Origin of the sequence: Mesorhizobium sp. M1312, assembly GCF_040318115.1 — a bacterium.
GTDB lineage: Bacteria > Pseudomonadota > Alphaproteobacteria > Rhizobiales > Rhizobiaceae > Mesorhizobium.
Map to the genome: position 1 here is coordinate 1 of NZ_JAMYLQ010000005.1, position 16,769 is coordinate 16,769.

The 16,769-nt window shown below is 63.8% G+C and carries 14 protein-coding genes and 3 pseudogenes; 11 read left to right on the forward strand and 6 right to left on the reverse strand.

What is annotated here, in order from left to right:
* Positions 1 to 888: pseudogene (locus NKH36_RS08335) on the reverse strand (hypothetical protein); the annotation flags it as partial.
* Positions 889 to 1,002: 114 nt separating this feature from the next.
* Here NKH36_RS08335 and NKH36_RS08340 point away from each other — a divergent pair.
* The 8 genes from NKH36_RS08340 to NKH36_RS08375 all read left to right on the forward strand — a co-directional run bounded on the left by NKH36_RS08340 (position 1,003) and on the right by NKH36_RS08375 (position 8,896).
* Positions 1,003 to 1,785 carry an SDR family oxidoreductase gene (locus NKH36_RS08340; protein ID WP_352958038.1) on the forward strand — a complete coding sequence of 261 codons (783 nt, stop codon included), beginning with the start codon at positions 1,003 to 1,005 and terminating at the stop codon, positions 1,783 to 1,785.
* Positions 1,786 to 1,894: 109 nt separating this feature from the next.
* Positions 1,895 to 2,044, forward strand: coding sequence for a hypothetical protein (locus NKH36_RS08345; protein ID WP_352958037.1), 150 nt, complete (start codon positions 1,895 to 1,897; stop codon positions 2,042 to 2,044).
* Positions 2,045 to 2,072: 28 nt separating this feature from the next.
* On the forward strand, positions 2,073 to 2,987 hold the full coding sequence (locus tag NKH36_RS08350) for a sugar phosphate isomerase/epimerase family protein (protein ID WP_352958036.1): 915 nt from the start codon (positions 2,073 to 2,075) through the stop codon (positions 2,985 to 2,987).
* Between the two features lie 47 nt (positions 2,988 to 3,034).
* Positions 3,035 to 4,069 carry an ABC transporter substrate-binding protein gene (locus NKH36_RS08355; protein ID WP_254016610.1) on the forward strand — a complete coding sequence of 345 codons (1,035 nt, stop codon included), beginning with the start codon at positions 3,035 to 3,037 and terminating at the stop codon, positions 4,067 to 4,069.
* 278 nt (positions 4,070 to 4,347) lie between these two features.
* Positions 4,348 to 5,886, forward strand: a complete 1,539-nt coding sequence (locus tag NKH36_RS08360; RefSeq protein ID WP_352958035.1) for a sugar ABC transporter ATP-binding protein — start codon at positions 4,348 to 4,350, stop codon at positions 5,884 to 5,886.
* A complete protein-coding gene (locus NKH36_RS08365) occupies positions 5,883 to 6,854 on the forward strand; it encodes an ABC transporter permease (protein WP_352958034.1) in 972 nt (323 codons plus the stop codon). Before NKH36_RS08360 ends, NKH36_RS08365 begins: the two co-directional genes overlap by 4 nt.
* A gap of 364 nt (positions 6,855 to 7,218) precedes the next feature.
* Positions 7,219 to 8,199, forward strand: coding sequence for an ABC transporter permease (locus NKH36_RS08370; protein WP_023800493.1), 981 nt, complete (start codon positions 7,219 to 7,221; stop codon positions 8,197 to 8,199).
* Positions 8,200 to 8,662: 463 nt separating this feature from the next.
* Positions 8,663 to 8,896: a hypothetical protein gene (locus NKH36_RS08375; protein WP_254027243.1), complete on the forward strand. Its 234-nt coding sequence runs from the start codon at positions 8,663 to 8,665 to the stop codon at positions 8,894 to 8,896.
* A gap of 231 nt (positions 8,897 to 9,127) precedes the next feature.
* Here the strand turns inward: NKH36_RS08375 and NKH36_RS08380 are convergent, their stop codons facing one another.
* Positions 9,128 to 10,186 carry an aminopeptidase gene (locus NKH36_RS08380; RefSeq protein ID WP_352961076.1) on the reverse strand — a complete coding sequence of 353 codons (1,059 nt, stop codon included), beginning with the start codon at positions 10,184 to 10,186 and terminating at the stop codon, positions 9,128 to 9,130.
* A gap of 275 nt (positions 10,187 to 10,461) precedes the next feature.
* On the opposite strand from NKH36_RS08380, the gene NKH36_RS08385 reads away from it, so the two are divergent.
* A complete protein-coding gene (locus NKH36_RS08385; protein WP_352961078.1) occupies positions 10,462 to 11,121 on the forward strand; it encodes a L,D-transpeptidase in 660 nt (219 codons plus the stop codon).
* A 10-nt stretch (positions 11,122 to 11,131) separates the two neighbouring features.
* Positions 11,132 to 11,644 carry an OmpA family protein gene (locus NKH36_RS08390; protein ID WP_352961080.1) on the forward strand — a complete coding sequence of 171 codons (513 nt, stop codon included), beginning with the start codon at positions 11,132 to 11,134 and terminating at the stop codon, positions 11,642 to 11,644.
* A gap of 259 nt (positions 11,645 to 11,903) precedes the next feature.
* On the opposite strand, the gene NKH36_RS08395 is transcribed toward NKH36_RS08390, so the two are convergent.
* The 4 genes and pseudogenes from NKH36_RS08395 to NKH36_RS08410 all read right to left on the reverse strand — a co-directional run bounded on the left by NKH36_RS08395 (position 11,904) and on the right by NKH36_RS08410 (position 15,766).
* Entirely contained in the window at positions 11,904 to 12,710 is an 807-nt protein-coding gene (locus NKH36_RS08395) for a cytochrome c oxidase subunit 3 (RefSeq protein WP_352961082.1), read from the reverse strand.
* Positions 12,707 to 14,074: pseudogene (locus NKH36_RS08400) on the reverse strand (cytochrome c oxidase subunit I); the annotation flags it as partial. The gene NKH36_RS08395 and the pseudogene NKH36_RS08400, both read right to left, overlap by 4 nt.
* A gap of 58 nt (positions 14,075 to 14,132) precedes the next feature.
* Positions 14,133 to 15,092 (reverse strand): annotated as a pseudogene (locus tag NKH36_RS08405) (TonB-dependent siderophore receptor); the annotation flags it as partial.
* Complete coding sequence (locus NKH36_RS08410; RefSeq protein WP_352961086.1) at positions 15,005 to 15,766, reverse strand: TonB-dependent siderophore receptor; 762 nt, start codon at positions 15,764 to 15,766, stop codon at positions 15,005 to 15,007. The gene NKH36_RS08410 and the pseudogene NKH36_RS08405, both read right to left, overlap by 88 nt.
* A gap of 184 nt (positions 15,767 to 15,950) precedes the next feature.
* Between NKH36_RS08410 and NKH36_RS08415 the strand changes: the two genes are divergently transcribed.
* On the forward strand, positions 15,951 to 16,742 hold the full coding sequence (locus NKH36_RS08415) for an ATP-binding cassette domain-containing protein (protein ID WP_352961088.1): 792 nt from the start codon (positions 15,951 to 15,953) through the stop codon (positions 16,740 to 16,742).
* Positions 16,743 to 16,769: the final 27 nt, after the last annotated feature.

Sequence of the window (16,769 nt, forward strand, 5' to 3'; positions counted from 1 at the left end):
GCCGGGGTCGGTGCTGGCGCGAGCGCCGGCTCGCAAGGCGCATCCGTCGGGGCAGGCACGAGCGGTGCCGGGGTCGGTGCTGGCGTGAGCGCCGGTTCGCAAGGCGCATCCGTCGGGGCCGGCACCAGCGTCGGCGGTGCGGGGGTCGGTGCTGGCGGGAGCGCCGGTTCGCAAGGCGCATCCGTCGGGGCAGGCACCAGCGTCGGCGGTGCCGGGGTCGGTGCTGGCGTGAGCGCCGGTTCGCAAGGCGCATCTGTCGGGGCAGGCACCAGCGTCGGCGGTGTGAGCGGAGCAAACGTCGGAGCTACGGTCGGCGCAGGTGCCGCGTCCCTCGGCGCTCCCGGCAGTCCGGCCGTAGACACGACAGCCAATGACCCAGGCAAGTCCGACGGGAAATCGATCGCCCTGCCACTCGTCCTCAGGCCTTCCAAAGCAGGTTTGGGTGACTCCACCAGGGGGTATCCCTTTGGATCTCTTGGACCGCTGGGAGCGAGACCCGGTACGCCAACTGCGGTCGTGCAAGCCTGCCGCGCGGCGATCCTGTCCGCTGCGACGCCGCTTGGCGCCCTCCGTGTCCACGCGGTGAGCGCGGGTGCCTTGCGTCAGCGTCGAGGCGCACTCACGGCGCCGATCGCGGTGCGAATAGACTACGCAAGACGAGGCGGCATCGAAGTTCGGCAGGCGCGAGTCGGCTGTCGCCTCGACGCGGCGGGCAGGGTCACCGCAGTGAGATAGCACCAAGCCTGTCGGGCAGGTTTCGAAATCCGAGGACAATACGCCGGCAACCAGCGTGATCTGGTCGTCGAGGCGCATGGCCAGCCGGTGCACGGCGCCGATGAAGGCGTTGCGCCCGCCACCCACCATGCCGACCCGCAAGCATTCACGCATCGATCCGTCAGCAATTGCGTAAGACCATGATTTGAAAACTCCCTCCTGAAGATTGACTATCGGGAATTGGCGTTCCCTAGTCTGCAAAATGCCAACATTGTTCCGGGAGGAGGAATGGAGCTTCGGCTGGACGGCAAGGTGGTGCTGGTCACCGGCGCGACGCAAGGCATCGGCCGGGCGATCGCCGAGACGCTCGCGCGCGCAAGTGCCGGCGGCCTGCTGGTCTCCGGGCGCGAACCCGTGCGTGGCAACGACGTGGCGACGGCGCTCTCCCAGGCAGGCACGCCAACCGCATTCGTCGCCGCCGATCTGGCTGATACCACGGCGCCGGCGCGGCTGGTGGACGAATGTATCAGCCGCTTCGGGCGCATCGACGCGCTGGTCAACGCCGCCGGCCTGACCAACCGCGCCTCGTTTCTCGATGCCGACCTCGACGATTGGGCGGCGCTGTTCGCCGTCAATGCGCGGGCGCCGTTCTTCCTGATGCAGGCGGCCATCGCGCAGATGATCAAGCAAGGTCAAGGCGGCGCCATCGTCAACATTCTGTCGATCAACGCGCATTGCGGCTCGCCCGAACTCGCCGTCTATTCCGCCACCAAGGGCGCGCTCGCGACGCTGACCCGCAACGCCGCCAACGCGCATGGTTTCGACCGCATCCGCGTCAACGGCATCAATGTCGGCTGGACCGACACTCCGGCCGAGCGCATCATGCAGGCCGAGACGCTGGGGCATGGCCCGGGCTGGATCGACGCCGCCAACGCGTCGCAGCCTTTCGGGCGCCTGCTGGCGGCGGACGAGGTGGCCAACCTCACCGTCTTCATGCTCTCCGACGCCTCCGGGCCGATGACCGGCGCTCTGATCGACCAGGAGCAATGGGTGGTGGGAGCGAACCGGTGAAGGCTGCTTCGCTCGGAACGCTCGGCCCAGCACTGCTTAGCCGGCTTCCTTCCCTGGCTCCAAAAACCGTCTTACGACCGGGCAGCACTTGCCCGCAGGAAATAGCCTGGTGGACTGCATCGCCGTCAACGACAATTTCCGCACGGCTGTCACAGCCGGTCTCGTCGGCCTGCTCAGCGAGGATCCGACGGCGTTCGTCGGACAGGTTTGCGCATTGCCGGCGGCCGCACGGGTGAAGCGGCCGGCACAATCGGCATAGTAGGTCGCCACGACCACGGGAGGGCAATATGAAGCTCGGACTGCTCACCGCACCGTTTGCCGATACCCCGCTCGTCGAGGTCGCCGACTGGGCACGTTCTGCCGGCTTCGAGGCGCTCGAGATCGCCTGCTGGCCGAAATCCTCAGGCGCCGCCCGGCGCTATGCCGGCACCAGCCATATCGACGCCGCCTCGACCTCGGCCTCGCAGGCCAAGGAAATCGCCGCCGCACTGGCGGAAAACAAGCTGTCGATCTCGGGCCTCGGCTTCTACCCCAATCCGCTGCATCCCGATGCCGCCCACCGCAAGGCCGTCATCGATCATTTGAAGAAGGTGATCGTGCTGGCGAGCCATATGGGCGTGCCTGTCGTCAACACCTTCTGCGGCGGCGACGCTGCAAAAACCATCGACGCCAACTGGCAAGAGGCGCTCAAACTGTGGCCTGAGATCATCGCCCATGCGCGCGACAACGGCGTCAAGCTGGCCTTTGAGAACTGCCCGATGATCTTCAGCTATGACGAGTGGCCGGGCGGGCACAACATCGCCTATTCGCCCTATATCTGGCGCCGCATCCTTGAGGCCTGGGGCGGCGATGTCGGCATGAATTTCGACCCGTCGCATTTGGTCTGGCAGATGATCGACCAGGCCCGCTTCATCAGGGAGTTTGGCCCCTACATGCTGCATGTCCATGCCAAGGACTTGATGATCGATCATGATGGACTTTACGAGCGCGGTATCCTCTCGGCCGGCATGGGCTGGCAGGTGCCGCGCATGCCGGGACTTGGCGATGTCGACTGGAATGTGATCTTCTCCGGCCTCTATCGCGCCGGTTATGACGGACCCATCATCATCGAGCACGAGGACCGGCGGTTTGAGGGGAGCGATGAAAACGTCAAGCGGGGCTTTCTGCTGGCCCGCGATGTGCTGCGCCCCTTTGTGAAATGAGGCCGACTTTTCGAACTGAACTGAAATCAATGTGGAGGAAGACTGAAATGAAAAAATATCTGGCGATGGTCCCGCTGCTTGCCGGCGCGGCGTTTCTGGCTTCGGTGGGCGTCTCGTCCGCTGAAGCCAAATACACGATCGGCGTGTCCAACACCGTGCAAGGCAATGGCTGGCGCGAGGAGATGATCTGCGCCATCAAGGCGCAGGCGCTCGCGTCCGGCGAGGTGACCAAGCTCAACATCGCCCATCGCAACACCGACGCCGCCGGCCAGCTCGAGGACATTCGCAACCTGATCAGCGCCAAGGTCAACGCCATCGTCGTCAACCCGGCCGATCCGGCCGGCATCAAGTCAGCCCTTGAGGAAGCCACCAAGGCCGGCATCGTCGTCGTCGCCGTCGACCAGGCGGTCACCGAGCCTTCGGCCTACATCATCTCCAACAACCAGGAACAGTACGCCTATCTCGGCGCAAAATGGCTGTTCCAGCAGATCGGCGGCAAGGGCGATGTCGTCTACATGCGCGGCGCCGCCGGCGCTTCGGCCGACAGCGACCGCGACAAGGGTTTTAAGAAGGCGCTTGCCGAATTCCCCGATGTGAAGGTCGTGCACGAGGTCTTCACCGGCTGGCAGCAGGATCAGGGCAAGCAGCAGATCCTCGATTTCATCGCCACCGGATCGCCGTTCAACGGCATCTGGACCTCGGGCATCGACAATGTGATCGTCGACGCGCTGGTCGAGTCGCAGACGCCGCTTGTGCCGGTGGTCGGCGCCGACAATGCCGGCTTCGTCGGCCAGCTGAACTCGGTCGAAGGCCTCGTCGGCGCCGCGGTGACCAATCCCGGCTCGATCGGCGGCGCCGGCGTGACCTTGGCTCTGCAGATCCTGAACGGCAAAAAGCCGGCGGAGCAGACCGTGCTCGTCGAGCCGCAGCTGTGGGAGAACGCCACCGAAGAGGGCAAGGCCAAGCTGAAAAGCGTAGCCGATCCGTCGCTGAGCCCGGAATGGCCGGTCTCGATCTCCATTCCGGAGTGGACCACCTACACCAAGGACCAGATCATCGCCTGCAAGGGCCCGGGTGAGTAATATGGGCTTTCGCTTCAGACCATGACCGTTTCCAACTTCTGCGGAGACTGTCGACGTCGACGCCGCCCCTCATCGCCCTGCCGGGCCCTTCTCCCCGTGACGGGGAGAAGGGGCTGGCCGCAACTTCGGCGCCCTTCCTGCGACGGTGATGATTGGCGAAACCGGCGATCACAGCCCCCTCTCCCCGTCCCTATACGGGGAGAGGATGCCGGCAGGCAGGTGAGGGGCGGCGCCGGCGTGAGATGATTTGGGCCACTTAAATCGAGAGCAACGCGATTTTGACCACCAACCCTCTCCTGGAGGCCACCGGCGTCGTCAAGACTTACGGCGCCGTGGTTGCGCTGCGCAACGCGTCGCTGTCGGTTCTGCCGGGCGAGGTTCACGCGCTGATGGGCGCCAATGGCGCCGGCAAATCGACGCTCGTAAAAATCCTGACCGGCGCGATCCGCGCCGATGCCGGGCATATCCTGATCCGCGGCGAAGCCCGTGACGTGCGCTCGCCCGCCGATGCGCGCCGCGCCGGCCTGCTTCCCGTCTACCAGGAACCGTCGCTCATCCCCGATCTCGACGTCGCCTCCAACCTGCGCCTGACCGACACGCCGGTCGAGCCGTTCCGCGCCTGGGTGCGCGAACTCGGCATTCCCGACCTCGACATCCGCGACACCGCGCGCGACATCCCGCTTGCCGTTCTGCGCGTGCTCGATCTGGCGCGGGCGCTGGCGGTCGAGCCCGACGTTCTGCTGCTCGACGAGATGACCGCGGCACTGCCGGCAAACCTTGCCGAGAAGGTGCTCGAAGTCGTTCGCCGCCAGGGCGACAGCGGCCGTTCGGTGATCTTCATTTCCCACCGCTTTGTCGAGATAGCGGCGCTTTGCGACCGCGCCACCGTGCTCCGCGACGGCGAAACCGTCGGCGTCGTCGACATCAAGCCGGGCGTCGAGGAGCGCATCGTCGAGATGATGCTCGGCGCCAGGATCGAAAAGACGCGCGTGGCGGCGCGCCAGACGAGCCAGGCCGCTTCGCCTAGGGATAGCCGTCCGCGCCTCGGCGTGGCGAACCTTCGTGTCGGCACCAAGCTCAACGACGTGTCGTTCGACCTGGCGAACGGTGAGGTCGCGGGCGTCGTCGCGCTTGAGGGGCAAGGCCAGGACGAGCTCTTCGCCGCGCTCGCCGGCTCCATCCGCCCGTCCGGCGGCACGATCGAAGTGGACGGGAAGCCAGTGAAATTCGCGCATCCGGCGGATGCGATCCGCGCCGGCATCGCCTATGTGCCCGGCGACCGCACCGAAGCTTTGACCATGCAGCGCTCGGTGCGCGAAAACATCGCGCTTCCCTTCAGCGCCGCCTTGCGCAACTGGGGACCGATCAACATGGCGCAGGAACGCTCCAGGGTCGTCAGTGCGATCGAGCGTCTGCAGATCGACACGCGCGCCCAGCGGGAAGTGCAGCGCCTGTCCGGCGGCAACCAGCAGAAGGTGACGATCGCCCGCTGGATCGCCGCCGAAGCACAGACCATCCTCTGCTTCGACCCGACGCGCGGCATCGATGTCGGCACCAAGCAGGAGATCTACAAGCTGCTGCGCGAACTCGCCGACCAGGACAAATCCGTGCTGTTCTATACATCCGAGCTCGAGGAGGTGCAGCGTGTCTGCGATCGCGTCATCGTCATCTTTGGGGGGCGCGTCGTCGACGTCTTCCCCGTCGAACTCGCCGACGAGCCGGCGCTGATGCGCGCCGCTTACGGCTTGTCGCGCGGCGCCAAGGAGGATGTCGGCATCCTTGCCGATATCCACTCGAGCCCGGTGGCGAAACCTTGACCCGGCTCGTCCGCCGTCAGGGCTGGGTCGCCGGCCTGCTTGTCCTGTTCGTGGTCCTGTTCGTGATCACCAGGCTCATCCAGCCGGGCTATGGCAGCGGCGATTTCGGCTCGCTGGTGCGCGCGGTGCTGCCTTACGCCTTTGCCGTGGCCGCCCAGACGATTGTCGTCATCGCCGGCGGCATCGATCTTTCCGTCGGCGCCATGATGGCGCTGACCAGCGTCACCGCCGCCTCGATGATGGACGGCGCCAGCGAGGAATACGCGCTTTTCGTCGTGCCGTTCGTGCTGGCCATGGGACTGGTGCTGGGCGCCGTCAACGGCATGCTGATCGTCGTCACCCGCGTGCCCGACATCGTCGTCACGCTGGCCACTCTCTTCGTCCTGCAGGGCGCGGCGCTGCTGGTGCTCGGCGCGCCCGGCGGCGCGGTCGCCGAATGGCTGAGGGCGACCATCGTCGGCACGGTCCCGATCCCCGGATTGCCTGAGATCTCTGCCTGGATACCGAAGGCGCTGGTGCTCCTGGTCGTCTGCCTCTGCATCATCTGGATACCCCTGAAGCGCTCGAAGCTCGGCCTGTCGATCTACGCCATCGGCAGCAGCGAGCTCGCGGCATTTCGCAGCGGCGTGCCTGTCGCGCGCACCAAGATCATCGCCTATGCCTTGTCGGGGCTTTTCGCTGCCATGGGCGGGCTGGCGCTGACCATGAGCACAGGCATCGGCGCCCCCATTCCCGGCCCCTATCTTCTTGCCAGCGTGGCGGCGGTGGTGCTCGGCGGCGTCGCACTCGGCGGCGGCAAGGGCGGATTGCTCGGCCCGATCGTCGCGGTCTTCGTGCTACGGCTGGTGCGCACCGACCTGATGCTGCTGGCCATCGATCCCAACGTCACGGCAATCATCGAGGGCGCGATCATGGTCGCCGTCGTCATGTTCGGCGCCTTCATCACCATGCGGAGCCGCCAATCATGAGCAATGGCGTAAGGCTGGTTTATAGAGTCGGCGATCCTTCGCGCCCATCCAATCTCCCCACGACTAGGCAGGGCTATCGCAGGTGGGAAGCCGAGGCTTTCGCTCTACGATGTACCCCCACCCCTAACCCCTCCCCACAAGGGGGAGGGAGACTTCCGTTGGCGCTGACCTCGGCAAATTGCCTGTCTTTCGGGGCCAAAGGGAAAGGACAGGCGCGCGGCAGCGTTCCCTCCCCCTTGTGGGGAGGGTTAGGGTGGGGGTCCATCTTCGCAAGAATCCAAATGCGATTGCCCTGCCGGGTCCGCACGCGCCGTAGAGCGCCATCCCCTCCCGGCATCGGGCAAAACCAATCGCGAGCAACATCATGAGCACAACCGCGATCCAACCCGTACCCTTCGGCCGCCGCCTCAAGCGCTTCATGGCCGACCGGCCGCTGATCCCGCTGATCATCCTGCTCGTCATCCTGGTGGTGGTCCTGCAGATCCTGCGCCCCGGCATCGTCAACGAGCGCTGGCTAGCCAACACGGTCAAATTCGCCATCCCGCTGGCAATTCTTGCCGGCTGCCAGACCATGACCATGCTGACCGGCGGCATCGATCTGTCGGTCGGAACCGTGGCGACGATGAGCGCCTTCATCATGGCGACGCAGGTCGTCAATCATGACCCGGCGGTGGCGATTCTCATCGCCTTGGTGCCGGCGGTGCTGATCGGCCTGGTCAACGGCATCGGCGTCGGCGTATTTCGCGTGCACCCGCTGATCATGACGCTCGGCACCAGCCTGATCGGCACCGGCTGCCTGCAGGTCTATCAGCGCACCGTCATCGCTTCGGGCGCCAAGATTCCGCCCTTCCTGGCCTGGCTGGGCACCGGCCTGACCTATGGCGTGCCCAATGCGCTGCTGCTGTTCGTGCCCATCGCCGTCCTCATCGTCTTCACCTTGAACCGCACCGGCTTTGGCCGCCTGCTTTACGCGGTCGGCGACAATGAAGGCGCGGCACGCCTGTCCGGCGTCCGCTATTGGCAGGTCATCACGGCGCTCTACGTCATCTCGAGCGTGCTCGCCGGCATCACCGGGCTGCTCTATATCGGCCTGATCAAGGCGCCGTCGCTGTCGTTAGCCGAACCGCTGGTGCTGCCTTCGGTGGCAGCCGCCGTGATCGGCGGAACCTCGATCTTCGGCGGCCGCGGCGGCTACACCGGCACGATCATCGGCGCCCTGATCCTCACCGTGCTGACGACGCTGCTGACGATTTTGCAGATGCCCGAAGGCGCGCGGCGGATATTATTTGGGCTGATCGTCCTGTTCGTGACGGCGGCGTATTTGCGGATTATTGAGGATCGGTAGGGGAAGGCTGATGCGAGCAGCTGCTTTGTCTCGAAGCAAGACCCTCGCACACGGAGCCGTAACAGCTTTGCGCCCAATCCCAGCCGCTCGTCGACGCTCAGCTCGATCCCGAATGCCGCCGTCGAGGAACGAGAAGGCACTGGCTGGGGGTTGATGGCCACATCGGGAGGTGAACCCATGGAACCGCGCGCCAAGGAACAGGAGAACCTTTCCCGACTCGAACGGGGCCGCGCGACAGCTGCTGATGCGTCGCGGCAGACAAGCCCGGATACTCGAACGTGTGCGTCCAATCCTCCTCACTCGTTCGTGTCGACATGGCTTGCGATCTCCGACTCAGGCGGAACCCATGATTCACAACCGACCCCAAGGAACACTGTTGCCGCCCATCTAGCCGTCTTATCGGTATCGGCGAAGCCGCTGATCTGTGCTAAGCCGCCGCCCGAATAGCCAAAGGAGTACACCCGTGAGCGAGCCGACCGTGGCCGAGGCGACCGACAGCATCTATGCATCGCTCCGCGCGAACAATGCCGACATCGACGCACATATCGCGGCGCTCAAAGCAGCGCTGGCGCGAGAGGGGATAGAACAAGCGGTGTTCGATCCGACCAGGCTGGCGCAGAACAACCGTTCGGGCCGCAAGCTAATGCAGGCTTATTTTCGGCAGCGCGGGGTGAGCGTGAGGTTTTCGGCCTCGTAGGGGCGCACGCTGAGGCGCCACAGCCCGCCGGCAATCATTGTGGTCCAAGATCCCGCGGGGAGTTCAGGCAAGTCCGCTTTTGGCTTCTGCAGGCCGACATGCGGCTTCCGGCCCCGCCGACGTCAAAGTACCTGGGAAATCGGCCGACAAATGGTCAGTTCAATCACCTGCGCCGGCTGCCGAGTACATCAGCGACCGATTCGCCGCTTCGGGCCTTCGGATTTGACCGGATCAATCGCATGAATCTGCCGCCTTGAGCGCTTCGGCGCGGTCAGATTTGTCTAACGCTCCTATCCGTCGAACCGACGCGAAGAATCGTGGATAGTCGCCCGAACACAAATCGAACAAGCGGAGAAACGTCGCCACCCGATCGCCGTAGACGGAAGTCGCGGCGAGCTTCGCGTTGTTAATCGGAGAATCGAACCAGACATCGTATCCCCGGTATCCACGCCAGCGACTGTCGCGCATCTCTCGGTAGCGCATCCGCAGCCGTTCGATCGCGGCTATCTTTGCGGCCCGCTTCTGCTCAGAGGTAGCGCTGTCGTCATAGACGTGCCTTAGCTCGTCTCGGGTCTGCGACACCAGTGCAAGAAATTGAGCTCTGCGCCTCCGGTCGGCTTCGTAACGGCGCAAACCGGCAGTGTCCCCATTCGCGCGCAGCCATTTTCTTACACCGGTTGTTTCGACAGCGGCAGCGAACGCTTCGTTGAACGCGGAATCGTCCTGTACGTAGATGCGCTGGTGGGCCAGCTCATGGAACACCAGCCCTGCAAGACCCGCTTCATCTTGGCTGAGCATGGTGCTTAGCAGCGGGTCACTTGACCAGCCGAGCGTGGAATATGCAGTAATGCCCGTCACATAGACGTCCAGGCCCTGTCTCTGAAGTTCGACAGCGGTTTCAATCGCAGACCTTTTGGAGAAGTACCCTCGGTACGGAACGCATCCGAACACTGGAAAGCACCATGTTCGTGGCGTCAGCGAGAATTCCTGCGCTGCGAAGATGGCCCATGTCACCGCGTCCCGACCAACGTCAACATAGCTGCGGTAGCTATTGTTGTCCGGCAGCGCTAGGTCATCTATCGCAAACTGTCGGATGGCGCTCGCCGATGCCATTCGAGCGCGCAACGTCGCAGGGGTCGACGGATCGTCGATCAGCTCTCCGACATCCTGGCGCGCCGCCATGATCTCCACGTGACCCTTCAAGGATTGTGCGTAGTAGGAAATGCTGGTGCAACCTGCCACGCCGGACATCACGATCATCGCAGCAACCGAACGAAAAAAAGCATGCATCACGGTTCGCCAACGGCATTGCTCACACGTCCGGATAGGGCAAATGTACGCAAGTACGCCCGGTCCCAAACAGTCGCGCCAATTTGGTTAAGGTTCTGGATGGGTTTAGGTTAGACGTTCGTCCTCGGCAAGACTGTCACAATTCGGTCACTGGCCGCCAAATTGCCGAATGTCCGGACGCGGCGGACTGAAGCAACGCAGCATTTTCCACTTTGAGGCGAAGTAATTCTCACCTATGGTCCGCCAGGCTTTTGGCATGGAGGGGAATATTGCCGATGGTTTTATCACGCAGGGGTATCGTGCTCGGCGGCCTGGCGCTGGTCGCGGTGGGTGCAACCAGCAATATTGCTCAAGCCGCGGCGGCAAAATCCTTTTTCGCCGGTACCGCCAGCGATAACAATTTTGTCTATCGCAAGACCAACTTCGCCAAGATCGACAAGAGATGGCATCGCCAGATCGTCAAGTATTTCAGCAGCGAGCCGGTCGGCACCGTCGTGGTCGATACTCGCCACCACTTCCTCTACGTCATCATGGAAAACAAGACCGCCATCCGCTACGGCGTCGGCGTCGGCAAGGACGGCTTCAAATGGTACGGCCGCGCGACGATCGACCGCCGCGCACTGTGGCCGCAATGGGTCCCGCCCCCCGAAATGCGTAAGCGCAGGCCGGACCTACCGCACATGGTCGCAGGCGGCGCGTCCAACAATCCGCTCGGGCCGCGCGCGCTCTATCTGCACCGCAACGGCGCTGACACCGGCTACCGCCTGCATGGCACGCTGGAGCCATGGAGCATCGGCACCGACGCTTCCAGCGGCTGCATCCGCATGTTCCCGGAAGACATCATCGACCTGTACCAGCGCTGCCCGATCGGCACCGCGGTGCAGGTCCTGCCGCACATCGCCGACCAGGCGCCCGCTTCCACCACTGTCGAATGATTGGCGCCTCATGAAACGCATGATTGAAAACACGCGCCGGCTGCTCGCCGCCGGCCTGCTGGTGCTGGCCGCATCCTGCTCGACCAGCAACACGCTGGCCCCCTCCACGCCCGACATCACCAACACCGAGGTTGCCGGCTTCCAGAACGTGCAGCCGGGCAGCGAGGAGGATTTTATCCTCAATGTCGGGCGCCGCACCTATTTCACGCAAGGTTCGGCCGCGCTCGATTCTGTCGCCAAGGCCACCCTCGACACCCAGATCGCCTGGTTGGCAAAGCATCCGCGCTGGCTGCTCAAGCTGCAGGGTTTCGCCGACGATCCCGGCGCAAGTGAAACGGCGCTGTCGCAGCAGCGCGCCGATGCGGTGATGGACTACCTCGCCGCCGGCGGCATAGACCGCAACCGCTTGTGGGCCAAGGGCTACGGCAAAGACAGGCTCGTCCGCGACTGCCCTGACACCGCCTGCAGGTCGCAGAACCGCCGCGTTGTGTCTAATTTGCGCGATGTGAGGGACGAGCCGTAGGGGGCTGCTGTTCTGCTTGTGACCCGAAGCAGAGTCTCACACCCGACGGCGGCATGGATCGAGGACGGGAGCCACTACACTACTTGATCCTGCAGGAAACTGATCGACCATGGAGTAAAGGTCACTTCCGCCAGAGGCAGCTCTTCTGGGTGCTTTGAGTTTGCTTCTATGCAACTTTGAACCGCGAAGGCCGCCCTCAACCGGCTCCCAGATATGTTTCAGCAATGCCGATGGTAGTCGACGTCGCGTCGGTACGCTCCTAGCTGGCCCAAGCGTAGAAGACGGCGAACAGCACAAGCCATACCGCATCGACAAAATGCCAGTACCAGGATGCCGCCGTCGTTATGAAGCCGGCGCCGCCGGCTGAGCGCGCGCGGATCACCCGATATGCGGCGATCGACAGCAACAAGATGCCGATAACGACGTGCAGGCCGTGGAAGCCAGTCGTAAGGAAGAAGATCGAGGGATAGACACCGTCGCGGAATCCCACCGAGGCGAGGCTGAATTCCCGAAGCTGAAGGCCGACGAACACGCCGCCGAGCGCGATCGCCACGGTAAGCCCGATAGCCGAAAGCTGCCATCGCTCTTTCAGAAGCCAGTCATGCGCCGCTGCGACGCAGACCCCCGACGCGACGAGGATCACTGTGTTGAGAAGCGGGCCGCCCCAAGGGTCGTCGGGGCGCATCGGCGTAGGTGGCCATGAGCTGAACCCCGCGATCTCCGGATAGATCGCGTATCGTAGGTAGACGGCGAACAAGGCGGCGAAGAACGCTACCTCGGACGCGATTAAGGCGATGATTGCGATCCTCGGGCCAAAGGTGTTTTGCGGACCATTCGCACGCTCACCACTCGTCGCCCGCGACCACGCTGTCAGAGCGATGAACAATGGCAGAAGCCCCACCGCGATCACGAGCGGACCGAGTGCCGCGATGCTGCCGGCCAGCGTGCCGAACAGCGACGGGTGGAAGAGCGCGAGACCGGCGCACGCCAGCAGGAACAGCGAGACAGCAGTCGCGACAGGCCATCGGCCATCCGTGCCGCCGACCTCGGTGACAGTCTTGCTCACGCGCCTGCCTCCGCGCCCGCCGTGCCACGCGGACGCGCCATCTCGGGATCGTCATCCCATTCATGCGTGAAAGCCGGACCCCACACATCGCGCGGGGCCGGCGCGCCACGGCGCAGCGAGACCGCAAGCATCACCAGGAACAGCAGCGTGGAGGCGAGCGCGAGCACAGCGCCGAGCGACGCAATCATATTCCAGCCCAAGAAACCGTCCGGATAATCCGCGATGCGCCGTGGCATTCCTGCCAGTCCGAGGAAATGCATCGGGAAAAACAGAACGTTGGTGCCGATGAAGAAGCACCAGAAATGCAACCGTCCAACCCACTCCGGGAACATGCGTCCGGTCATGCGCGGGAACCAGTAATAGAAGCCGGCGAAGATCGCATACGTCGCGCCGAGGCTCAGCACATAGTGGAAATGCGCGACGACGTAGTAGGTGTTGTGCAGCACTTGATCCGCGCCGGCATTGGCAAGCACGATCCCCGTCGTGCCGCCGACCGTGAACATGATGATGAAGCCCAGCGCCCACAGCATCGGCACGGTGAGGCGGATCGACCCGCCCCACATAGTGGCAATCCAGGCGAACACCTTGATGCCGGTCGGCACCGCGATCACCATCGAGGCCAGCGTGAAGAAGGCACGCGGCGCGAAGCCGACACCGACGGTGAACATATGGTGCGCCCAGACGATGAAACCCAGCGCCGCAATTGATGCCATCGCCAGCACCATGCCGGGATAACCGAAAATCGGGCGACCTGAGAACCGCGAGACGATCTGGCTGATGATGCCGAAGGCCGGCAGGATCATGATGTAGACCTCCGGATGGCCGAAGAACCAGAAGAGGTTCATGAACAGCATCGGGTCTCCGCCGCCGGCTGGATCGAAAAAGGCGCCGCCGAAATTGCGGTCGGCAAGCAGCATCGCCAGCGCGGCCGCCAGCACCGGCATGGCGAGAAGCAGCATGAGCGACGAAATCAGGATCGACCACACGAACAGCGGCATGCCGAACAGCGGCAAGCGATCCTCGCGCATGTTGAGGATGGTAGTGACGAAATTGATCGCGCTGATCACCGAAGAAATGCCGGCCAAGTGCAGCGCGAGGATCGTCATGTCGACCGACGGTCCGGGCTGGCCGTCTATGCCCGACAGCGGCGGATAGAGGCTCCAGCCGGTACCCGTTCCGTCGCCGACCAGCAGCGACCCGATCAGCATGATCAAGGACAGCGGCAGCAACCAGAAGCCGAGACTGTTCAGTCCCGGAAAAGCCATGTCGCGCGCACCGATCATCAGCGGGACGAACCAGTTGCCGAAGCCGCCGATCAACGCCGGCATCACCATGTAGAAGATCATGATTAGGCCATGCGCGGTAGCGCACGACATTCTGCCGGGTCAGGTCGAACGCCGAAACGGTGACGAAGGAGTTCCAGCCAACCGGCTGATATTTCAGCCCGACCTCGTACTGCTTGCCGGTTTCGGGCACGAGCGGATTGCCGTTGCTGTCGGGGCCGGACACCGGCTGGAACGATTCGGAATAGCTGACATAGGGCGCAAGGCCGTTGTCGGCGAGATAAAGCAGACCGGCGCGGCTGGTGAAGGCGTCGTCCTTCTGGCGGGGACCGAAAGCGCCGCCCAGATTGTCGTGGACTTTCGCGTCCGCCCAGTCCTGGCGGCCGCCCAGCGTCAGCCGCCAGTTGCCCAGCTTGATCTGGTCCTGCGCGTAGAGGCCGACCTGCGATTGGGTGGTGTCGGTGTCTGTATAGGGCGTCATTTCGCCGACCGGATAGCCATAGACTGGGTCGAAAATATTGAAATCATCGTCGGTCATATCGTTGCTGGCGGCATAGTCGCGGTAGGTGTAACGCTTGTAGTCGAGGCCGAGAAGCAGCGTGTGGGCGAGCAGCCCGGTGTCGAAATCGGCCTGCGCCTGGTTGTCGATGGTCACGCCGCTGAGCCTGCTGCCGCCGGCATCGGCATAGCGGGAATAGTCGCCCTCATCATTCAGAAGCCCGCCGCCGAAGACGCCTTCCTCATAGTGCTTCAGATAGGCGTAGCGGGCGTGCTGGCGAACCTGCCACGTCTCGTTGAAGCGGTGATCCAACTCGTAACCGATCGACGCCTGGTCATTGTTGTAGGTGTCGAAGTCCGGTTCGCCGACGAACATGCTGTTCGGCAGGTATTTTCCGTCCTTGCCCGGCCTGATCGTGCCGTATGCCGGCAGGTACTGCATCGCCCAACCGGACCGGTCGCGCTGATAGTTGGCGAGGATGGTCAGGCTGGTATCGGCATCGGGCTGCCAGCTCAGCGCCGGCGCGATGAAGATGCGGTCGTCCTCGACGAAGTCTGTCTGCGTATCGCCGGTGTGGGCGGCGCCGGTGAGGCGGAACAGGAGCGACTTGTCGGCGTTGACAGCCCCGCTGAAGTCGAACTTCCTTCATAACGGTCGAAGCTTCCGGCGCCGATCTCGACCTCGCGGAGGTTCTCCTCGGTCGGGCGCTTGCTGACATAGTTGATGATGCCGCCAGGGCTTGCCTGGACGTAGAGGACCGATGCCGGCCCGCGCAGGATTTCGTAGCGTTCGGCGCCGTAGGAATCGAGCGCCGTGAACAGCGTGAAATTGCTTTCCTTGAGCTGCAGCCCGTCCTTGTAGAAGACGCCGCTGGAGTTCGAAATGCCGCGCATCTGCAAGCCGTGGCCACGATTGTCGGTGCCGTAGAGATTGCCGGTTGCGCCTGGCGTATACCGCAGTGCGCTGTTCAGGCTGTCCACCGCCTGCGCTTCCATCTGGTCTTTGGTGATGACCGATATCGACTGCGGCGTCTCGATCAGCGGTGTTTCGGTCTTGGTGGCGGTGGAGCCCTGGGTGGCGACATAGCCGTCGACCGTCCCAAAGGCGCTTTCGACGCGTTCCTGAATGTTGATCGGGTCGAGAGTGGTGGTCGCCTCCTGCGCGACGGCGTCGCCGCCGCCAAGCAGCACCGGCAGCGACATCGCCGCGATCAGCAGGTTTCGGCGCGCAGTCGTTTCATCTCGAATTCTTCCGCGGCCAAAACCAATCACCATCTCGGCGCGCTCCACTCTTTCGGAATTTCGACGCAAATCCGGCGCGTCACGACATTTTGTTGACCCAAAAGTCATCTTCATTGTTGACTCATGTTTCATAGTTAACCGGGCATCGGCGCCGAAAACCGGACTGCCGAAACCGATTACGGAAATGCTCGGGCGAAGCCGAAGAGAGGCCAACACCGTGGCTGGAACACATGCCCAGACTGCCTTCCATGTCGAAGCGGTGCGCTTTGCCGTCAGCGAGCGGACGCTGCTCGGTCCTGTCACACTCGAGCTGCAACGCTCGCGCGTCTATGGGCTGATCGGGCACAACGGCTCGGGCAAATCGACGCTGATCAAGCTCTTGGCGCGCCAGCAGCCGGCAAGCTCGGGCGGCATCACCTTCGCGCAGCGTCCGCTGGTGCAGTGGGGCGCGCGCGAGCTCGCCCGCGCGCTGGCCTACCTGCCGCAGACGACGCCGGCGGCGACCGGCCTGACCGTGCGCGAACTGGCGACGCTCGGGCGCTATCCCTGGCATGGCGCGCTCGGCCGCTTCGGGCACGAGGACAGGCGCCATGTCGACGAGGCGCTTGTCCTGACCGACATGGCTGACTTCACCGACCGGCTGGTGGACGAATTGTCCGGCGGCGAGCGCCAGCGCGCATGGCTGGCCATGCTGGTGGCGCAGAATGCCGGCGTCATGCTGCTCGACGAGCCGATCTCGGCGCTCGACATCGCCCATCAGGTCGAGGTGCTGGGGCTGGTCAGGGATCTCAGCCGTAAACGCGACCTGTGCGTCGTCGTCGTGCTGCACGATCCCAATATGGCGGCGCGCTACTGCGACGAACTGATCGCACTGAAGGACGGCAGGCTGCTGACGCGCGGCACGCCGGACCAGATCATGCAGGGCGACGTGCTCAAAGGAATTTTCGGTGTCGAGATGGGTGTGTTCGCGCACCCCGTCACCGGCCAGCCCATCGGCTATGTGCAATGAGGCCACTGTGAGAATAAGGAAGAAGCC